This window comes from Rheinheimera oceanensis, assembly GCF_018831085.1.
Lineage (GTDB): Bacteria > Pseudomonadota > Gammaproteobacteria > Enterobacterales > Alteromonadaceae > Alishewanella > Alishewanella oceanensis.
This window is the reverse complement of sequence record NZ_JAGPNM010000010.1, coordinates 43,273-63,000: the sequence shown is the minus strand read 5'-3', so window position 1 is coordinate 63,000 and position 19,728 is coordinate 43,273. Positions and strand designations below refer to the sequence as shown.

14 protein-coding genes are annotated in these 19,728 nt (G+C 47.1%); 4 read left to right on the top strand and 10 right to left on the bottom strand.

What is annotated here, in order from left to right:
• The first annotated feature begins 2 nt into the window (after nt 1-2).
• Nucleotides 3-1,205 carry an ImmA/IrrE family metallo-endopeptidase gene (locus J3B89_RS17980; RefSeq protein WP_215399030.1) on the top strand — a complete coding sequence of 401 codons (1,203 nt, stop codon included), beginning with the start codon at nt 3-5 and terminating at the stop codon, nt 1,203-1,205.
• A 108-nt stretch (nt 1,206-1,313) separates the two neighbouring features.
• Nucleotides 1,314-1,538 carry a hypothetical protein gene (locus tag J3B89_RS17975; protein WP_215399031.1) on the top strand — a complete coding sequence of 75 codons (225 nt, stop codon included), beginning with the start codon at nt 1,314-1,316 and terminating at the stop codon, nt 1,536-1,538.
• 194 nt (nt 1,539-1,732) lie between these two features.
• Here the strand turns inward: J3B89_RS17975 and J3B89_RS17970 are convergent, their stop codons facing one another.
• The 8 genes from J3B89_RS17970 to J3B89_RS17935 all read right to left on the bottom strand — a co-directional run bounded on the left by J3B89_RS17970 (nt 1,733) and on the right by J3B89_RS17935 (nt 14,251).
• A complete protein-coding gene (locus tag J3B89_RS17970) occupies nt 1,733-3,334 on the bottom strand; it encodes a Tn7-like element transposition protein TnsE (RefSeq protein WP_215399032.1) in 1,602 nt (533 codons plus the stop codon).
• Complete coding sequence (locus J3B89_RS17965; RefSeq protein ID WP_215399033.1) at nt 3,331-4,839, bottom strand: TnsD family Tn7-like transposition protein; 1,509 nt, start codon at nt 4,837-4,839, stop codon at nt 3,331-3,333. Before J3B89_RS17965 ends, J3B89_RS17970 begins: the two co-directional genes overlap by 4 nt.
• Before the next feature lie 2 nt (nt 4,840-4,841).
• Nucleotides 4,842-6,506, bottom strand: a complete 1,665-nt coding sequence (locus J3B89_RS17960) for an AAA family ATPase (RefSeq protein ID WP_215399034.1) — start codon at nt 6,504-6,506, stop codon at nt 4,842-4,844.
• Complete coding sequence (locus tag J3B89_RS17955; RefSeq protein WP_215399035.1) at nt 6,506-8,587, bottom strand: TnsB C-terminal domain-containing protein; 2,082 nt, start codon at nt 8,585-8,587, stop codon at nt 6,506-6,508. The genes J3B89_RS17960 and J3B89_RS17955 overlap by 1 nt, the downstream gene beginning before the upstream one ends.
• Nucleotides 8,571-9,401 carry a TnsA endonuclease C-terminal domain-containing protein gene (locus tag J3B89_RS17950; RefSeq protein WP_215399036.1) on the bottom strand — a complete coding sequence of 277 codons (831 nt, stop codon included), beginning with the start codon at nt 9,399-9,401 and terminating at the stop codon, nt 8,571-8,573. Before J3B89_RS17950 ends, J3B89_RS17955 begins: the two co-directional genes overlap by 17 nt.
• Nucleotides 9,402-9,514: 113 nt before the next feature.
• Complete coding sequence (locus J3B89_RS17945; RefSeq protein WP_215399037.1) at nt 9,515-11,086, bottom strand: HNH endonuclease signature motif containing protein; 1,572 nt, start codon at nt 11,084-11,086, stop codon at nt 9,515-9,517.
• A gap of 511 nt (nt 11,087-11,597) precedes the next feature.
• A complete protein-coding gene (gene glmS / locus J3B89_RS17940) occupies nt 11,598-13,427 on the bottom strand; it encodes a glutamine--fructose-6-phosphate transaminase (isomerizing) (protein WP_215399038.1) in 1,830 nt (609 codons plus the stop codon).
• A gap of 56 nt (nt 13,428-13,483) precedes the next feature.
• Nucleotides 13,484-14,251 carry a DeoR/GlpR family DNA-binding transcription regulator gene (locus J3B89_RS17935; RefSeq protein WP_215399039.1) on the bottom strand — a complete coding sequence of 256 codons (768 nt, stop codon included), beginning with the start codon at nt 14,249-14,251 and terminating at the stop codon, nt 13,484-13,486.
• Between the two features lie 256 nt (nt 14,252-14,507).
• Between J3B89_RS17935 and J3B89_RS17930 the strand changes: the two genes are divergently transcribed.
• Complete coding sequence (locus tag J3B89_RS17930; protein WP_215399040.1) at nt 14,508-16,304, top strand: flavodoxin domain-containing protein; 1,797 nt, start codon at nt 14,508-14,510, stop codon at nt 16,302-16,304.
• On the opposite strand, the gene J3B89_RS17925 is transcribed toward J3B89_RS17930, so the two are convergent.
• Nucleotides 16,301-16,861 (bottom strand): YceB family lipoprotein, encoded by a 561-nt coding sequence (locus J3B89_RS17925; protein ID WP_215399041.1) that lies wholly within the window; start codon nt 16,859-16,861, stop codon nt 16,301-16,303. The genes J3B89_RS17930 and J3B89_RS17925 overlap by 4 nt on opposite strands.
• Before the next feature lie 230 nt (nt 16,862-17,091).
• Here J3B89_RS17925 and J3B89_RS17920 point away from each other — a divergent pair, with 230 nt between their 5' ends.
• Nucleotides 17,092-18,231: a dicarboxylate/amino acid:cation symporter gene (locus J3B89_RS17920; RefSeq protein ID WP_215399042.1), complete on the top strand. Its 1,140-nt coding sequence runs from the start codon at nt 17,092-17,094 to the stop codon at nt 18,229-18,231.
• Nucleotides 18,232-18,301: 70 nt separating this feature from the next.
• On the opposite strand, the gene glmU is transcribed toward J3B89_RS17920, so the two are convergent.
• Complete coding sequence (glmU, locus tag J3B89_RS17915) at nt 18,302-19,678, bottom strand: bifunctional UDP-N-acetylglucosamine diphosphorylase/glucosamine-1-phosphate N-acetyltransferase GlmU (RefSeq protein WP_215399043.1); 1,377 nt, start codon at nt 19,676-19,678, stop codon at nt 18,302-18,304.
• Nucleotides 19,679-19,728 lie beyond the last annotated feature (50 nt).

The following is a 19,728-nucleotide window of genomic DNA, read 5'->3' as shown; positions in this document are numbered from 1 at the left end:
CAATGATTAATCAAGACATAAAATTTGCACAAGCTCGGTTATCACAGTTGATAAGTAAAGGTTCTCTGTCTGTTGAGGAAAAGGCCGAGTTGTACATCCTTATTGCGGAGATCAGAGAGTACGATGAGCAGTATGTATCATCTGTTGAAGTAGATCCTATTAGCGCTATTAAAGTTAGAATGAGTCAGTACGGTTTGAAAAACAAGGATTTAGAACCTTTTATTGGTACTAAAGGTAATGTTTCCGAGGTTTTGAATAGAATAAAGCCTCTCAGCCTGCCAATGATCAGAAGACTATCCGATGGCCTTAAAATTCCTCTAGAAGTACTGGCTAAAGAATACGATTTGAAAAGTTCCGACAGCTTTGAATTTACTACTTCTTTGCTTAAAGCTGTTTATGAGCGTGGGTATGTATCTGGTTTTAAAGGGGCTTTTTCTGAGTTCGCAAAAAAGGCCGAGGATTTACTTGTCGATCACATTGAGTCAGTACTAGGCAAAGCTCAGACAAAAGCCATGTTAAGAACCAGCCTTCATTATCAAAATGAACATAAGCGTTCGAACAAAAAAATGGATCAATCAGCATTGGCTTTGTGGCAATGCAGAGTTATCCAGCTCGCTAATGATTTAGAGCTTTCTGGTAGTTTCAAATCAGGCCTTTTGGACAGTGATATCCTAAAGAATATAGCGCAGTTATCAAGGTTCTCAAATGGCCCCTTATTAGCTAGAGAAGAACTCGCTAGGTACGGCATAAAATTAGTTGTTTGCCAGCATTTACCTAAAACCTATCTGGATGGTGCAGTTATTCCTAGCCCTAATAGTGGTCCTATAGTCGCGTTGACGTTGAGATACGATAGGGTAGATAATTTTTGGTTTGTCTTATTACATGAGCTTTCTCACATAGTGCTTCACTACAAAGACGGAACAGAAGTTTTTGTAGATGACCTTGATGTAGAGGGTAGCTCCGCGATTGAAGATGAAGCTGATCGTTTAGCTTCCGACTCTATAATTTCGGAAAAAGATTGGAAAAAATATAAGCCATTTTTGGACTCTCCAGAGAGCGTGGTTTCCGTAGCTAAAACGTTTAATGTTTCACCTGCGCTACTTGCTGGTCGATACAGGAAAGAAGAGCGAGACTATATGAAATTCAATAGATTAGTAGGTAACAAATTAGTTCGAGAACAGTTTGCAGAATTTGAAAGTACATAGATACGTTAGGATTAAGTGTTGGGGCTGCCACCCCAACACTTAAAATAAAAGAGGCCATACACGAGGCATGGTCTCTCTCATTACTTTCGCAACCTTAGGTTAGTGCTGATGAAGCCCTACGTCAAGGTGCTTATGAGTTTGTTTGCCTCGAAAGCCAATTTAACGAGGTTACTCATGGCTAAATCAAACCCAAGTACCGTGGTCATTTTCCGACCATTTATTACAAACCCTAAAACTGGTGAACGCATCTGGGCTAAAAGTCGTGGACTAAGAGCATTCCCGATTGTCGTAAGCTCAGAAAGTGAAGAGGCTAAAAAAGAAAAGAAGAAATAACCGTAGCGTAAGTCTTCTTTAAGTAGTCAAGTAGCTAAGGCAACATAAGTCACCTTAGCTACTCCAGCTAGTCTCAGTTTCTCTGTAAGAATAGCTATTAATCCCATACAACGATAAAAAGATATAGAAATGGTAATGAGGGTATTCAATATTTTGCGTCAGCTTGGTCACTGGTCGATTTGACTATTTCTAAATCAGTTTAACTGTCTACACATTCTAGCACTCCACTTTTCAATGTCATTAGAGGTCAATGAACCCGCTTTACCAGACTTCTGGTGCGGCACCCAAGTGTGGCTGTCTTCGCCAACCAACTTGTCAAAATGCTCTTTTGGCCAAGACAAGGACGCCTTAAGTAGCTGTTTTTCAATCTCGAATAAGTGAGGCTCGATATCGCCAATAGCACTGGCGATGATAACTTTGGTAGACAGGGCCTTGCTTGCATCGGAGGTATCAACCTCTAGCAGGTAATAACCAACGGCACCAGCCGTTACATGAGCAACCGACATACACCGTGGGTTGCCATCGGTTTTCAGTATGTGCATCTTACACTTACCAACTGCCGGCAGCTTCGTGAGTGGGTACTTGATTACCTTACAGCCATGCAGCTCTTCGAGCAATCTCAACATTTCAAAGTAACTGCTGAATTTGTTTAGGTACAGGTGAGCATCGTCTGTCTGCTCATTCAATGCATCCCATTCTGCACTTGGTAAGTTGCCACCTGGCCCTTGCTCCTCGCTACTTACATCCCGAGATGCTTCAGTGGCCTCGTCATCGTTTTCTCGGCCACGGCCTGTGGGCTTATTTTTCTTGCTCACTTTCCAGGTTTCAAAAGCACGCTCATACTCAAATTTAACTTGGTTTACTTTGAGCATCACCGGGTTATTTTCCCGGCTGCCTTCAGTTTCGTCATCCAAATTGTGCCCATCTGGACGACTGGCATCCCCTCCGGCAGCGCTACCTTTGCCACTGACCGAAGTACTGAACTTAGGACTGGTAAACTCAATCAATGATGGCACATTTGACTTGATCTTACAGATACTCAAAACCTCATAAACCAGCAAGGTCCGGCTGACCGGCTCGAAACGACCTCTGACCTTTATCATCACACCTTGCAGTGGCGGCGGATCAAACTGAAAGGTCCAGCGTCGATAAAGGCCACTATCGTTACCATCCATCAATTGGTATCTGCTGATGCTCTCGTATGAGTACCTAACACCCTCATCCAGCAACAACCAGGAAAGATGCCTACGAAAGCCATAATCACTGAATAACTCTATTGGGCAGTTACAGGTATCAAGCACATGAATATGAGCCCAATTTAATTTCGGCTCAGTTTCTGTGATGAACTCATTACTCAGCACATCGTGCAATATGGATGAACGGGCCAGATAAGCATTATGAAAAAAGAGTGCCCGTGCTAGCTCAAACTGTGGCAAAAAAACGCGTATACCTTCCGCGATGCTGAACTCAAAACAATACTGTTGCAGCTCTTTTGCCAGTCGTCGTTCAAGGGCTGGGCAACTTTTTAGACGGACTACATCCCAATCCCTTGTTGTGGTGATTTGAAAGCTCTGTTCATGACTATTTTGGTAATATTTTTTAGTTGGATTGATAATGTTCTTACGTATCAACAACGGAGCATTTGAAAGAGAGGTAGAGTCAGATCCATTTTCTTTACCTGGATAAATGCTTAAGTTGACGCCCCAACGTACACCATCTGTTTTACAAAACAGATCACCAATACCATTTAGCCAGGTGCCGTCTTTAAATCCCTTTAGCTGGATTGAATCGGTCAAATCCCAATAACCTCCTTCAGAAACGTCCGAGCCCACTCTGTTAACCGATCTTCACTAAGCCCCGACAACCTGAGCATCTGCCATCGCTTTGCTGTTTCATCGGCAATAGCGAGACGAATGGCGGTGCGTGTGATTCTTCTTATTTGATATTGCTCTATATTTTCACAGTACCGATCAAAAAACAAACGACACAGCGGTAAGTGCTTTAGGTTTTTTTCAATAGTGGCTTTGTGCTGCAGTTGTGCCAGGTACCAGTTCATTGATCGCCTTGGCAATAAAAGCTTCTGCTCTGTTGCATCACGCAGCTGTATTAACTCCCTTACGGTATCACTATCACGTCTTCGCCAATCCAGTCTGGTTTGATGCTTGTCTGGCTTCACAGAGTGTTGATGGTTTATCGCTATTAGCCAGTGCCTATCATGCCGGTAAAGCCTGGCATATACATCACCAAAACCATTTTCACGTGCCTGCTTGGTGCCATAGCGGCGAACAGCTGATAACCATCGATTGCGGTACTTATCCAGTTGCGTATTATCCGATACAGCCAGTTGAGACGGCGTTACTTTTGCAGAATGCTTTGATGAAACAACTTGTTGCATCACTTCGGTGAAACACCAGCCAGGCTCGAGAAAAGCGTGCAGCACTATCAAGTGCTGCAGATAGCTAAAAGCTTTACGATGCTTACGGAATATTGATTTTAACCAGCAGGACTCACGACTTTGGGGCAGCAAATCAAGGCTTGCTAACCATTCTAAGCTCCAGAATCCAACCACTTTGTCTCTGACGAGCTCATGCTGTATCTGCTTGCCACGACAAAACCCCTGTTCAATTGCCAATTGCTGATACCAGTCTCCCCACTGAACCAACTCAGGTACCGGTACCAGACTACAATTTAGCAATGCTTCAATGCTTGAGGCTATTAAACGACCCTGCCAGCAGCCGGCCTGCTGTTCCGTGACAGGACAGATTTTAAAGCAAGCAGCCTGGTACTGATGGCGATGCATATCGTGCCGATGTATAGGCGAGCTTTGAAGCACTCCATGAACCGCACAATCGTTTGTACCAGCAACCTGCCAGACTCTTTGCCAATAGCATTCACCGTAACGGCTGTATTGCGCTTGCATACAACCAGGGCAGTAACGCAGATACTCCGGCTGCTTAATCCGCGAAGCAGCCACCCCGGCAGTGACATGCGCACTGTTCCGGATATTTTCGGTTAGCTGATAGACCAACTGCTTACGGCGACGTTCACCAATAAAGGGGGCGTATAATGGGAAAAGCGTATGGTTGTACAACAGCTCGATCGATGTTCGGCCTATGGCATGCGGGTACAAGGCAGCAATCTGCTTTAAATGACCGGGCAAGTCTGAAGTGGCTATTACTTTGGTGTCTCCAAACACCTCCTGCAGTAATTCTTTTGGCGATACGATGCCGCTATGGACCCCGTGCCTGGCGATGACGCTATAAAGCAGCTCATCGCTATATGGCAAGGGAAAGCCCAGCATACTTAACCTACTCTTTTTAGCCAGCTGGGCATGTCGAATAGCTCCTTACCATACCGGAGATCATGGTAAAGCTGGCCTTTATCTGCTTGCGAAAACTTAAAGCGCAGATCATCGGACGGCAATGTATGCCAGTCTTTCTCTTTAATTTTTTCGGTTATTGCTCGGGGTGCCTTCGTTGGCTTCATTGAGCTTGCATACCAGTCCAATACAACTCGGCTGAGCTCTGGCAACGATAGGTTCGGATGATCTTTAAACACCTTTTCAATCAATGGCTGCAGCAAACCTGAATCACAGCCCATCGCCTGCAGCATGGTATACAGCCGCAGTGCTGTATCGTTGCCAGCAAAAGGGGCATCGGCTTCTTTTGTGTTTTGCTGTCTATCTATCAGGGCTTTTAGTTCAAGCAAACGCTTGTCAATGGATGGCAGCTGCAGGTCCGAGTATTTGTTAAGCAAGTCAGGGTCATTCCGGCGCAATGCATCCAGCATGGGGTGGACAGGTTTTAGCTCCTGCTCGTAAATGGTACGCAGCAGCTTCACAGTAATCCTTTCCAGACCGGTGGATATGGCACGCATTTGGGCCAGTACAAAGAGCTTGACGACAATATCCAGCACACCTTGCGATAAGTCGAACCAACAGTCCCGTATCTCATCACTCAGCACCTCGTCCCGCTGTGTTAACCATTGGTATTGCCACAGCTTATCGGTGAATGCGACCCACTCGGTCTTTCGCACTTTGCCAGTACGTTGATCTGTGCTAACAGGCCCACACTGCATCGGCTCCCAGAACAAAGAACCGAAACCAGCGCTTCGCCTGGCTGACTGCAACTCCAGCTCAAAGATTGGCCGGGCTTTGGGCGTACCTACCAAGACCACCGGCACCCCAACCACATTAACCAGAGCAACAAAAAACTCCAGCATCGCTTCCTTGCTGATTGAACGCTTCAACGTCAAACGCTGGATCTCATCGATGACCAAAACACCGATCGCTCGCTGAGTCGCCACTTGCCCCATCAGTGATAGCAATACCTCTGTACCATGGCGTTTGCGGGCGTATTTCTCTTCGTACCCTGTTGGCAGTAGTCGGTCGACTTCGCGAAAAAAATTCAGACACAAACTCTTTAATGAGCCATCCGAAGGGCATTCCATTCTCAGATAGGGTAACTGGATAAAATTGTACTTCGAGTGATAAATGACGGGCGGGTAGGTGGCCAGAATGCGATTGATAGTAGTACTTTTGCCACTGCCTGAGCATCCAATCAATGACAAGCTCTTGGCGGTTGAATTCGACTGAACGAAGCGTGATGCGCTACTTTCCCCTGCCATGATACGCTCATAGCTTTCTTGCATCAGCTTGTTAAGCGAGCCATCAGCGAGGTTTCGTCCAACATAACCTGCGCGGATCATAATGGATATCTTTTCTTCCAGTTGCTTGTGCATTGCCAGAGGCTGAAAGAAGTCATCCAGTAGGGCGCAAATCTGATGCGCCCGAATATGACCTTTTTCAAAACAATCCTTCGGGTTGAATTTAACCTTCCCCGTTAACTTTGCTTTTAAAGCTTGTAAGTCCATGATGGGCGGCAGAGCTTCAATAAGGGGATTCCCGCGATAACGTTCCAATCCAGGGTCTTTATAAACAGCCTCGACGTAATGATCAGGTAATGGCATTAATCGTCGTCTCCAAACAATTCGTCAATGTAATCTGGGTAATCAAGGGTTGGTTCATTGCCGCCAAACGGAATAACTTGGGCAGACGGGTGCTGCTTATCCAATGCTGGGCGTTGTGCTTTTTCGGCCCGCTCCCGGGCTTTTTCGGTTCGCTTGTTCTCGTTGATGGCTCGGATCCGCTCGGCTTTGGTTACATTGCTGGTATCAGGTGCTGCTTTTTCAGCCTCACGTATTTTTTCCAGCACAAACTCCTCATGCTGGCGTTTATATGTTTTTGAACGAACTTTAGCTGCTGCGGTTGTTTTCTTTTGCTCATCCCGCACCTGCCACACATCCCAAAAAGATGCCCCCCGAAATTCTCTGGACTTATCGGTCAGTTTACATACCCAGTGATGGTTACTGCCTTTGTCAAAGAACAGGTAAATTTGATCGGCAACCAGAGGATCATAGGCCGCTTCAAGACTAACAGGACGCTTGACCTGTCGGCCTCGATGCGTCCAGCCCAGCTGTAGCATCTCGGACGAAGAGTAATAAAGGCCAAATAAACAGGCACCATGCTCTGATAACGTCGCTTTTTCCCGCGGTAGTAATGCAATACGCAATGCTGAAGGGTCCGCCTGATGTAAACGCCCGGTGCGATGTTGCAGCCCCCAGTTCCAGAGATGAATTGGCGTAAGCGGTAAGTCTGCCGGCATATCGGCATCACGGTCATACTTTTCCAGCACCGCATACTGATTTTGGTAAAGTACAGCGGACAAGATTATCTGAGCAAAATCCTTTACCGATAGCTTGGCATCAAGCCTATAATCGTTACCGCCATGCTTTCTCACTTTGTTGCCCGTCACATACCCCGGAACAAAAGGACCAAATGACGCTTGGATAGTTTTGAAGTTACGCTCAACTATCCCTTTTGCATCGCCACGGTACGGTGGCGTGTTTTCAATACGGAGCGCAAAATTACTCTCCAAACTTTCGATTTGATGGCCAAGGAGTTCGCCACGATCTGCCAAGATCGCATCGGGTAAACCAACACTTGGCCAATCCTCCGACTCAATCTCAAAACCAAGTTCACTACAATAGGCCACCTTATCCGTCACAGCCATATACAAAGCTTGGATGGCAGAGGCGTAGGACGCATTTTCAAAGCCTATGTAAAAGCCCGTTATCATCCGACTGAAAACATCAATCACCATATACACCACCGGGCGACCAACAATATTGCCCCGCTCACTGTCGGAAACCAGATAGATGTCAGCAATGGTGGCATCAATTTCATAGCGCGAGCCTGGCCCTAGTACTTGGGTATTCGCTGTACTGTGCAGAGGCCGGATATCTTTGTTATAGATAGCTACTGGCACCCGCTTTTTCAGTGCTTCCACCTGCCGGTACTCTCGCTTGTAAAAGTGCAACATTTGCCAGTTGCTGGGCAGCTCTTCTTGTGGGGTTTCCGGGAAATGATTGAGGTAAAGACTCTCAAAGCGGCGATGAGCATAGGGAAAGGAATGTCCTTTGTCTTTGAGCAGGTATTTATCGATGGCCATACGAAACAACCGCTCAGTAAACTCATCTATCTTAGCGCCCTCACCTCGCTGATGCTTACGAGGTCGGCCAAGTTTTTTATCAGCGGCAAGTCGCCGCTTACCCTTACCTCCAGAGTTTTTGTAATCTGGCAACAAGGCATTGGGGATCTGTCCACGCTGCCAATAACGCCTGGCTAAGCGATACACAGTTTGCTTGGTAGTAGCGCTCGTACGGATGATATCCTCTACCACAGGGCCCCGGCGTTTTGGTCTATAAAAATCGGGGAGGTCAATCAATGGCTTGATTAACGCATAATTACTATCACGCTTCGTTCTTGCAGTACTGCCTTCCTCTGGTGACTCATACGCCAAAGCCTTATGAGGGTCATCAGTACGCTCAAGCAGCTCTTGCTCAATGGCATCCTGCAGTTCAGAAACCAAAGCAAGTTCTGGAAATGCTGCGGGCTCATCAATATTTATCCACACCAGATAATCACCCAACAGCTGCAATACCCGGTAGCATTGACTATCAAACCGCAGAACCTCATTGATTCGAAACAAGATAGGCCTCCCGGATAAAAGGGATATCCCCGATCTGCACATCCTTTGCTTTTAGCTTGCTCACCGGTACGAATAAGTCGAAAGTGAAGTAGCGCTTGGCCAACAAGGTACGGACTTCATACAGTGACTCACCAAGCGGCAAGTTGTATGCAGCATCCAGCTCCTTGCAAATAGCATGCACCGTCTGGTTTGGCTTTTTGGAAAAGTGGTGGGCATACAACTCAATTTGCTGCATTGTCAGTTCAGAATCATCCTGTTCATTGCGTTGAGACGGATAAAGCCATGAGATATTCTTCGACACGGTTGCCGGAATATCGGCTTCAGTGACCAGATACCAGGGCAACCCTTTCTCTTGCCAATAGCGTCGCTCCAATTCCAGCTTTTCGACTGTCCGGGCATCATTCAGGGCATCTTTATACTTTGCCTGCAGCGCAAAACGCGGCTCTTGTTCATTGCTGGAGTCAACCAGGAAATCTGAGGAGACATACTGATCGATACCTGCAAAGCTGGGATGCTCCATCATCGCTTCACTGGCCAGGCGGCGGGTCACCTCACGCTCCAGCGGAAATTGCTCGCGGATCTGCGTTACCTCACGATGCCACTCCAGCAGCAAGAAAACCGACAGCTCTAGATCAGACAGCAAATGATGGGTGCGCTGAGACTTATGGCCAAAAACACGATGAACACGGCCAAGGGAGGGAAAATCAGATACTTTTAGCCATGGCTGGTAACTGGCGTGCTCGCCACTGCCACGTCCTGTTTTGATCCACCGCGCAAACTGAGTTTCGGTGAATCCCATTTTCTTTTTAGCCATCCCAAAACTGCTCTGACGATGCAAAACAAAAGCATAGCTAGGGCAGGTTCGGTATGCAACTTTATTACTGTTGCTTAGTTTGAACTACAATTATCGTAGTTTCGATATGATAACTACTGATACTGATGCCAATCATGCTCATAGTTGAACTCTCTGGTAACCTTTCCTTCACCATGGCAAGGTTCGCATTTCTCTGCATGATATCGACCCTCGCCTTTACATAACTGACACATTACGTGCTCATACGCAGACCAATCATGGTTGTCAGCAAAATGCTTTGTTACCTTTCGTTCACCATCGCAAGCAGGGCAATCATAATTTTCATGTAATCCTTCACCATTACAGAGTTTACAATCCACTAAATCATGCATCGACCAGTCATGGTTGTCAGCAAAATGCTTCGTTACCTTTCCTTCACCATCACAAGCAGGGCAATCATAACTTTCATGCAATCCTTCACCATTACAGAGTTTACAATCCACTAAATCATGCATCGACCAGTCATGGTTGTCAGCAAAATGCTTCGTTACCTTTCCTTCACCATCACAAGCAGGGCAATCATAACTTTCATGCAATCCTTCACCATTACAGAGTTTACAATCCACTAAATCATGCATCGACCAGTCATGGTTGTCAGCAAAATGCTTCGTTACCTTTCCTTCACCATCACAAGCAGGGCAATCATGACTTTCATGTAATCCTTCACCATTACAAAGTTTACAATCTACTAAATCATGCATCGACCAGTCATGGCAATCATCGAAGAATTGAGATACTTTTCCTTCACTATTACATGCCGGACAATCCATGTTTTCATAAACCCCTACACCATCACACAGCCTGCACTCAACTAATTCAAATGGCGATAAATCAATTTGATGTCTAGTTCCGGGTTTAACTTCACCATCACCCAAACATACAGGGCAAGGATCGTAAAAGTCAGTAGATCCTAACCCGTGACATAAAGGGCAAAGATTTTCCTTATTCTGGTCAATATATTTAGTAACTTCTCTATTTAAAAAGCTAGCACTTCCAAAGTTGATGCGATTTATAATCTTTCCTGATGCTTTTTCAGTAGACTTAGCAATTTTTTCTAGTGTATCTCTATATTCAGACTCTGGGACTACTTTCTTGACAACATTATGAACAGCTAAAAGGGATTTAGCTGAGTTCAACCCTGACAAATAGGTATTAATAGTGTTGCCCTGTATTTTCCATAACTGTCTTTGAAAAATTTTAAGACTATTTTTAAGGGTAATAACCTCATCACGGTCGATACTTTTAGGAATAAGGGCATTGTCATACTCTGTGTGATGATCTGGGCAAAGAAATATCAGATTTTTAGGGTGATTGCAGTGAGTAGCCGCAACACTATCGATATGCGCAATTTCACCGTAACTTTTATTGCAGGCAGGGCAGGCATTTCTTGCTTCATGTTTAATTTCTCGTTTAATACCTTCGGGAATATTTGGTCTTTTTCCTTTTGAGCTTTTTGGCCATTTACCTGCCATTTTTAAGTTTAGACGATGTAATTCCTCTTTATCGTAGTAGTAAATTTCATTACGCTCTTCGAAGCTCAATTTTGTCTTATCAACAACCCCATTAACCGTCATCCACCGAAGTAAAGTGGGGGACATATCAAAAACTAAAGCGGCTTCATATTCATTAAGTTCGTAATTTTTCATATTTAGACCAACAACCGATGTTTATTAAACTGATATTAAAGCTAAAACTGCTCAAAAGAAATCAACATGGTCAGCAGAGCTGAAGCTTTGCTGCGTCCTGGTGCTTGGCCTTGTTTTTATTTAATATCTACAAAGTGTTACATGAGCTAACTATTTATCGGGATGAAACAGCAATCAAGCGGCAAACCAACTCGGTAAAGTTCGTTCAACGAAAAATGCATGAAGGCTAATTCTGGCACCAATCGGTCCGATCACTAAGCCGTTAGGAGGTGGGGCTGCCCATGATAAGTAAAACACCTTCTATAACTAAGCATTCTACCTGCACGTACCAAATCCCTTACACACCAAATACTATTAAATACATCGTTGCCAAATGACAAGAAAAAAGCCAGCAAAATGCCGGCCTTCTAATCAATTTTCAGTATGAATCTATAATACTAAGGATGATACTTTATTGCTTAGTATGAATCTTTATTGCAATACCACAGGCCTTAATATTTTTTACCGCAGTTTATTCCACTGTAACAGATTTCGCCAAATTGCGTGGCTGATCTACGTCGGTGCCTTTGATAATGGCGACGTAGTAGCTGAGTAACTGCAGTGGCAGGGTGTAGACGATAGGTGCCAGGATGTCGGCGACATGTGGCACGTTGATTACGCGCATGGTGGCGTCTGACTGGAACCTGGCATCGGCGTCGGCGAATACGTACAGAATACCGCCGCGGGCGCGTACTTCTTCAACATTCGATTGCAGCTTTTCCAGCAGGTCGTTGTTTGGCGCTACCACGATAATTGGCATTTGAGCGTCAATAAGCGCCAGCGGGCCGTGTTTTAACTCACCGGCGGCGTAAGCTTCAGCGTGAATGTACGAAATTTCTTTTAGCTTTAACGCGCCTTCCATTGCGATAGGGTATTGATCGCCACGGCCTAAAAACAGCGCGTGGTGCTTATCGGCAAACTCTTCGGCCAGGGCTTCAATTTGTGGCGCCAGCGTAAGGGCTTGCTCCAGTTTTGCCGGCAAGCTTTTCAGCGCTGCGGTCAGCTCGCGCTGCTGCGTGGCGGTTAAACCGTTATATTTACCAATTGCCAGGGTTAACATCGCCAAACCTACCAACTGCGTGGTAAAGGCTTTGGTTGAGGCGACGCCAATTTCGGCGCCGGCGCGGGTCATAAAGGCCAGATCCGACTCGCGCACCAATGATGAACCAGCCACGTTACAAATGGTTAAGCTACCAACATAACCGGCTTCTTTAGCCAGACGCAGAGCGGCCAGGGTGTCTGCCGTTTCGCCAGACTGGGAAATACTGACCAGCAGGCTGTTTGGCTGCACGAACGATTTGCGGTAACGGAATTCTGAGGCAATTTCCACGTTACAGGAAATACCGCCTAACGACTCTAACCAGTAGCGCGCTACCATACCGGAGTGATAGCTGGTACCACAGGCGACAATTTGTACGTGTTTTACTTGTTTAAACAGCTCGGCCGCACCGTTGCCAAAGGTTTCGTCCAGTACGGAATCACTGCTTAAACGGCCTTCCAGCGTATTGTTGATGGCGTTTGGCTGCTCGTAAATTTCTTTTAGCATAAAGTGGCGGTACTGACCTTTGTCGCCAGCATCGTAACTTACATTTGATTCATGCACTTCGCGCTCAATCGCGTTGCCGTTGCTGTCAAAAATACGCACGCTGTGACGGGTAATTTCGGCTACGTCGCCTTCTTCCAGAAAGATAAAACGGCGGGTTACCGGCAGCAGTGCCAGTTGATCAGAGGCAATAAAATTTTCGCCAATACCTAAACCAATTACCAGCGGGCTACCTGAGCGGGCAACCACAACGCGGCTGGCGTCGGTTTTGTCCAGCAGTACGGTGCCATAAGCACCATGCAGTTGCTTAACCGATTTTTGTACTGCCGCTAACAGGCTACCGGCGCTTTTCAATTCTTCTTCAACTAAATGAGCAATAACTTCGGTGTCGGTGTCAGAGGTAAACACATAACCTTTGGCTTGTAAGGCTTCACGAAGTGGTGCGTGGTTTTCAATAATGCCGTTGTGCACTACGGTAATTTTGCTGGAAACATGCGGGTGGGCGTTACGCTCGCTTGGCTCGCCATGCGTTGCCCAGCGGGTATGGGCGATACCGGTGCCGCCAATCACCGGCTTTTCAGCTACGGCATCGGCCAGCTCTTTTACTTTGCCTAAACGGCGCAGGCGGGTAAGTTCACCATTGCTGGTTACCACGGCCACACCGGCCGAATCATAACCACGGTATTCCAGACGGCGCAGGCCTTCTACCAGGATATCCACTACATCACGTTGCGCTACAGCACCGACTATTCCACACATAATTATTCTCCGGAAATCTTAAATATTATAATGTTACGTTAAGGTGTGGCGGTGAATCAGGCCTGAACCCGTATTACCTTAACACCCTGTTGTTCAATTTGTTTGGCGTCGGCTAACGATAAGCCTTCATCTGTGATCAGCACTTTTACCATCGCCCAGGGCAATTCAAGGTTATGAATTTTGCGCCCCAGCTTATCTGACTCCAGCATTACAATAACTTCGCGGGCAACTTCTGCCATTACCCGGCTTAAGCTGTATAGCTCATTGTAGGTGGTGGTGCCACGGGCTAAATCGATACCGTCGGCGCCAATAAACAGCTGGTCAAAATCATAGTTGCGCAGCATTTGTTCTGCCAGTTGGCCCTGAAAAGCTTCAGATTGCGGATCCCAGGTGCCACCGGTCATTAACAGCGTGGGCTCGTTTTCCAGTTCACGCAATGTATTGGCAATGGCCAATGAGTTTGTCATCACTACTAAGCCACGTTTTGCCGCCAGTTCAGGCAGTAATGCCGCTGTAGTGCGGCCGCTGTCGATAATAATGCGGTAGTGATCTTTAATCAGGCTGGCGGCCGCTTTGGCAATTGCCTGCTTTCGATTTGAAATTTTCTCTAAGCTGGAATCGCTGACAAAATCCTGCGGCACCGGCACGGCGCCGCCATAACGGCGCAACAGCAAACCGGCTTGCTCCAGTACAGTTAGGTCTTTACGAATGGTGACTTCAGAGGTATTAAACTGCCCGGCCAGTTGCTCTACCGACAATTCGCCCTGTTGCTGCAGTTGGCTAACGATAAGATGCCGCCGTTGTTGGGTGTTACGTTTATTCATTTCTTTCGCTTAAGTTTCAAAACGAAAGATATTTTACTGACTATTGCTGCTTTTGCAAGCAAAACGTTGCTGTAATTATTTGCATTCAATTATCTAATGAGAACTATTTGCATTTGAGAATTAATCGTATTATAGTTTGCAGCGTTCAGGGATGAAGGTAGTTCCGGGCCCCGGATGGGCTTCTCTGGTCGTTGTTTTACTTGTCTTGCACGTTAAGGGGTGGGTTTTGCCACCCCTGTTTTTCTTTTGAGGGTTTATGTTACAGCGCTGGCAAACTAAGCTGGAGTGGTTGAATTTAGCAGTATTGCTGCTGTTGCCGCTGTATCACCTTTATTCTGCCGGTACTATGCAGCCGGGCAGCCTGGCATTACTTTACCTGTTTAACCTGGCAGCCCTTATTGCCAGTTTCCGGCTTAAGCCATACTCTGCTGCAGTTAAAAAATTACCAGTGTCTGCCTGGCTGGAACAGCACTTGCTGCTGGCGTTAATTCTTACGCTGCTGTGGTGGTTTTACCTGCCGCTGGCACCCTTTGCTCAGCCCCAGGCACAGTGGTTATGGCTAAGCACCCAGCTAAGCATTATGGGTTTACTGCTAAGGCTTTACTGGGCAGTGAAAAAGTACCCCGCAGCCCCAGCTACCGACGGGCAACACTGGCTGGTGGGTTATGCCAGCCAGTCTGGTATGGCGCAGCAACTGGCACAAAGCAGTGCCAAACAGTTACAGCAAGCCGGCTTTAGCGTTGCACTGGCAGAGCTGAACCAACTTACCCAGCAGCAGCTTAACCAGTATCAAAAAGCACTTTTTGTAGTAAGCACCTATGGTGAAGGCGAAGCGCCAGACAATGCCAGCCAGTTTTATCAGTTGGCGCAGCAGTGGCAAAGCTCGCTAAGTCAATTGCAGTTTGCGGTACTAGCGCTGGGCGATCGCAGCTATCAGCAATTTTGTGCCTTTGGCCACTGGTTGCAGCAATGGCTGCACAGCCGGGAAGCTAAAGCGTTGCAACCGCTGCTGGAGCTGGATAGCTCTGAGCGGCAAAGTACGGCATTAACGCAGTGGCAGCAGTTGCTTAGCGGTTTTACAGCAACCTTAACCGCACAACAAACACCAGTAATAGATACCGGCACTACCTGGCTACAGGCCAGCCTTAGCAGCCGCTATATTGCCAACCCGGCCAGCACCGGCTTACCTTGCTATATTGTTAAACTACAACCTCCGGCAGGTACCCAGTGGCAGGCTGGAGATATTGTTGACATTCAACCGGAAAACAGCAAATGCAGCGTAGCGCTGTGGCTAACACGCCACCAGATTAATGGCTGCCAGGCCGTGCATTATCAGGGACGGCATATTCCGCTATGCTGGGCATTGGCCGAGCTGCAGCTGGATAAAGTTCAACCACCGGCCAACGGCGAAACGTTACCGCAGTGGCTGGCAACCCAACCCAAGCTGCCTCTGCGTAGTTATTCTGTTGCTTCAATACCAGGCGAGGGCCCGATAACATTACTGGTGCGCCAGGTACAATATAATGACGGAGCTTTGGGTATAGGCTCTGGCTGGCTAACTGCCTGGGCGATGGAGCAGCAACCGGTGCAAATCCGCCTGCGTAGCCATAGACAGTTTCATTTACCGGCCAACAGCAGTGATACGCCAGTTATTTTTATAGCTAATGGCACCGGTATTGCCGGTATTCGGGCATTACTGGCACAACGTGTTGCTCTGGGCCAGCGGCAAAACTGGTTACTGTTTGGCGAGCGTAAACAACAAAGTGATTTTTTCTTTGCCCGTGATATTCAGCAATGGCAACAACAGGGCTTTATCAGCCATTGTAGCCTGGCATTTTCGCAAGACCAGACTGAAAAGCGCTACGTGCAACATATGCTGGCAGAGCAGCAGCAACAGTTACAGCAATGGCTGGCGCAGGGCGCTGTTATTTATGTTTGCGGCAGCCTGCACGGCATGGGTGAAGCCGTGCACGAGGTACTACAACAGGTTGTTGGCGAGGCCGGATTAGCGCAGCTTACACAACAAGGCCGCTACCGGCGTGATCTGTATTAGTTTTTACCCGGTGTAAAACTGATGCGGCCACTTTGAACGGCCATATTTACCGGCACAGCAGTAAGTATTTTAACGGTAGGGTTAGAGGTATCCAGCTTGTAAACCGGGTTTGCAGCCAGATAGCTGTTAACCAGTTGCAGTAACTCATTGGTGACCGGAGCCAGATTGCCGCGATAACCGGCAGCTTCAATCTGTGAGCCCAGTAGCTTAACTGAACGCAGATATACTGCTTTCTCTGTGCCGTCATAATAAGGCACACCTTCTACCTGCAGTTGCATATTGGCCGGATAACTTAAGCCAAACAGTGACAGCGCGGCTGTGGCAGCAGTATTCACCCGCACCACTTCAGAGTTATCCGGGCCTATTTCCACCTGCATGTTTTCTACCTGCATCTTTAGCGGAATGCCTGCCACATTGGCCTGGCGGGTTAATTTGGGTATTTGCTCACGCAGCAGTTGCTCTAAATCTGTTTCAGTAACGTTGTATGCCGACATTTGCTGTAACTGGCTGCATGCCGCCACTACCATCATTATGATTAACAGCACTATCTTGCGCATATTTCCCTTTCCTTATTAATATCCGGTCTGAATTGAGCTTAGTTTAACACGACAATAAAATAGTACTTAGTGACTGACTTTTGCCTGAATATAAGTTGCTCCACGTGAAACACAGCCGACCAGCAAAGCGCAGTTTGTATAAACAACTTATGGTATGCTCTGCGGCGACACTCTCTGTACACGGTTGCCTGTAGGCTACTGCCAAGCATTTATAAGAACGAGAATAATGTATGTTACTGATACTAAAATTAATTGCCGGTATTTTGCTGGGTATAATGATGGGGCTTTATGCACCGCATTGGCTTACGCAAATTTTAATCACCTTTAAAGCCTTATTTGGCCAATTATTATTTTTTACTGTGCCACTACTGATCCTGTTTTTTATTACCAGCGGTATTGCCGCATTACCACAAAATTCCGGTAAATTACTTGGCCGCACTTTAGGTATTGCTTACCTGTCTACTATTGCTGCAGGTACCCTGGCATTTCTGGTGGCTACACTGGTTATTCCGATGCTGGCGCCAGCAGCAGCTGACTTAGCCAGCACTGAAGGGGTAAATTTAACGCCTTATATCGAAATGAATATTCCACCGGTAATGAGTGTAATGAGCGCATTAGCACTGGCGTTTATTTTTGGCCTGGGCATTGCCAGTACTCAGGCTACCTCACTAAAGCAGTTATCTGATCAGGGCCGCGATATTATTCAGCTACTGCTGACCAAAATTATTATTCCGTTTTTACCGCTGTATATCGCTGGTGTATTTGCCCAAATGGCAGCCGCAGGTACCGTGTTTGTTACACTGAAAACCTTCGGTATAGTGCTGGTGCTGGCTATAGTGCTGCATTGGGTCTGGATTTGCTCACTGTTTGTAATGGCAGGTATAAAAGCCGGTAAATCACCGCTTGGCTTAATTAAAAATATGCTGCCAGCGTATTTTACTGCATTGGGTACCATGTCGAGCGCGGCAACGATTCCGGTATCGCTACAAGCCACCAAAAACAACGGCGTAAAAGACGATGTTGCCAACTTTACCGTGCCGCTGTGCGCCACAGTGCATTTATCCGGCTCAACCATTACCATCGTTAGCTGCGCTGTTGCCGTGATTATGATGAAAAGCAATCTGGAAATCCCCTCTCTGTTTACCATGATCCCGTTTATCCTGACACTGGGTGTGGTGATGTTAGCAGCGCCGGGCGTACCCGGCGGCGCGGTAATGTCGGCCGTTGGCTTACTGGGTAGCATGCTGGGCTTTGGTGAAGGCGCTATTGCACTGATGATCGCACTTTATATGGCACAAGATAGCTTTGGCACGGCCTGTAATGTCACCGGCGATGGCGCTATAGCGCTTCTGGTCGATAAAGCAGATTAGCGATTAGAGCAGTGCTGCCGGTTGCAGCAGCAAAACTAAACAGCCCGCAATTGCGGGCTGTTTTATTAACTTACTTTTTAATTTTTACCGGCCGCTGCCAATCGCTAATATGCCGCTGTTTGGCACGTGCTACCACCAGCTCACCATCGGCAGCATCGCGGGTGAGTACTGAACCGGCACCCACTGTGGCATTCACGCCCACGGTTACTGGCGCAACCAGCGCACTATTGGAACCAATAAAGGCACCATCTTTAATGGTAGTAACAAACTTATTCGCACCATCATAGTTGCAGGTAATGGTACCGGCGCCAACATTTACCTTGGCACCAATCACCGCATCACCCAGGTAGGTTAAATGGTTGGCTTTAGAGCCTTTACCCAGAGTGGTTTTTTTCATCTCAACAAAGTTACCAACATGGCTATCGTCCAGCATCACGCTGTCCGGCCGCAGGCGGGCAAAAGGGCCTACCGAGCAATCAGCGCCTACGCTGGCTTTTTCAATCATTGAATTGGGTTTAATCTCAGTGTTATCACCGATAACGCAGTCTTTTAAAATACAGTTCGCGCCAACTGTAACGCCTTTGCCCAACACGACCTTGCCTTCAAAGATGACATTGATGTCGATCATCACATCATTGCCTACCTCAACGCTACCGCGTACATCTATCCGCGCAGGGTCGCGCAGGTTAGCACCGGCCAGCATTAATTCTTCCGCTTTACGCTGCTGATAGGCGCGCTCTAACGCTGCCAATTGCACCCGGTTATTGGCACCTTCTACTTCCATCGGGTTTTGCGGCTGCGCCGTGGCAATTTCCACGCCCTCACTGTGTGCCATAGCGATAACATCAGTTAAATAATATTCACCCTGGGCATTGCTGTTAGACAACCGACCCAACCAGCTTTTTAACTGTTTACCGGGCAGCGCCATAATGCCGCTGTTTACTTCGTTGATTTTCAGTTGCTCAGCATTAGCATCTTTTTGCTCAACAATGCCGGTTACCTTACCGCCATTATTTTCACCAGCGCGCACTATACGGCCATAGCCGGTGGGGTTGGCTAAATTCACGGTTAAAATGGCCAGGCCATTAGCCGGTTTAGCCGCTAACAGTTGTTGCAGGGTTTCTAAACGGGTAAGAGGTACATCACCGTATAACACCAGCACAGTATCATCATCGGCGATATTCGGTATAGCCTGCGCTACTGCATGGCCGGTACCCAGTTGCTCAGCCTGTAATACCCAGTGCAGCGGCTGCCCGCCCATGACGGCTTGTAGCGCCTCGGCACCATAGCCATAAACCAGCTGCGGTTTATCAGCGCCTAAAGCACGGGCAGTATCAATAACATGCTGTACCATTGGCCGTTCGGCCACTTTATGCAGTACCTTGGGTAAATCAGATTTCATCCTTGTGCCTTTACCGGCCGCCAGAATCACTACATTTAATGCCATAAAAGAATCCCTGTAATCATGCTTATCTTCGATAGTGCGGTTATTCTAAT

Bases quoted from the DNA above. Each gene is read 5' to 3' on its own strand.
- J3B89_RS17980 (WP_215399030.1), top strand. From the start codon at position 3: ATGATTAATCAAGACATAAAATTTGCACAAGCTCGGTTATCACAGTTG.
- J3B89_RS17975 (WP_215399031.1), top strand. From the start codon at position 1,314: ATGAAGCCCTACGTCAAGGTGCTTATGAGTTTGTTTGCCTCGAAAGCC.
- J3B89_RS17965 (WP_215399033.1), bottom strand. From the start codon at position 4,839: ATGCTGGGCTTTCCCTTGCCATATAGCGATGAGCTGCTTTATAGCGTC.
- J3B89_RS17960 (WP_215399034.1), bottom strand. From the start codon at position 6,506: ATGCCATTACCTGATCATTACGTCGAGGCTGTTTATAAAGACCCTGGA.
- J3B89_RS17950 (WP_215399036.1), bottom strand. From the start codon at position 9,401: ATGGCTAAAAAGAAAATGGGATTCACCGAAACTCAGTTTGCGCGGTGG.
- J3B89_RS17945 (WP_215399037.1), bottom strand. From the start codon at position 11,086: ATGAAAAATTACGAACTTAATGAATATGAAGCCGCTTTAGTTTTTGAT.
- glmS (WP_215399038.1), bottom strand. From the start codon at position 13,427: ATGTGTGGAATAGTCGGTGCTGTAGCGCAACGTGATGTAGTGGATATC.
- J3B89_RS17935 (WP_215399039.1), bottom strand. From the start codon at position 14,251: ATGAATAAACGTAACACCCAACAACGGCGGCATCTTATCGTTAGCCAA.
- J3B89_RS17930 (WP_215399040.1), top strand. From the start codon at position 14,508: ATGTTACAGCGCTGGCAAACTAAGCTGGAGTGGTTGAATTTAGCAGTA.
- J3B89_RS17925 (WP_215399041.1), bottom strand. From the start codon at position 16,861: ATGCGCAAGATAGTGCTGTTAATCATAATGATGGTAGTGGCGGCATGC.
- J3B89_RS17920 (WP_215399042.1), top strand. From the start codon at position 17,092: ATGTTACTGATACTAAAATTAATTGCCGGTATTTTGCTGGGTATAATG.
- glmU (WP_215399043.1), bottom strand. From the start codon at position 19,678: ATGGCATTAAATGTAGTGATTCTGGCGGCCGGTAAAGGCACAAGGATG.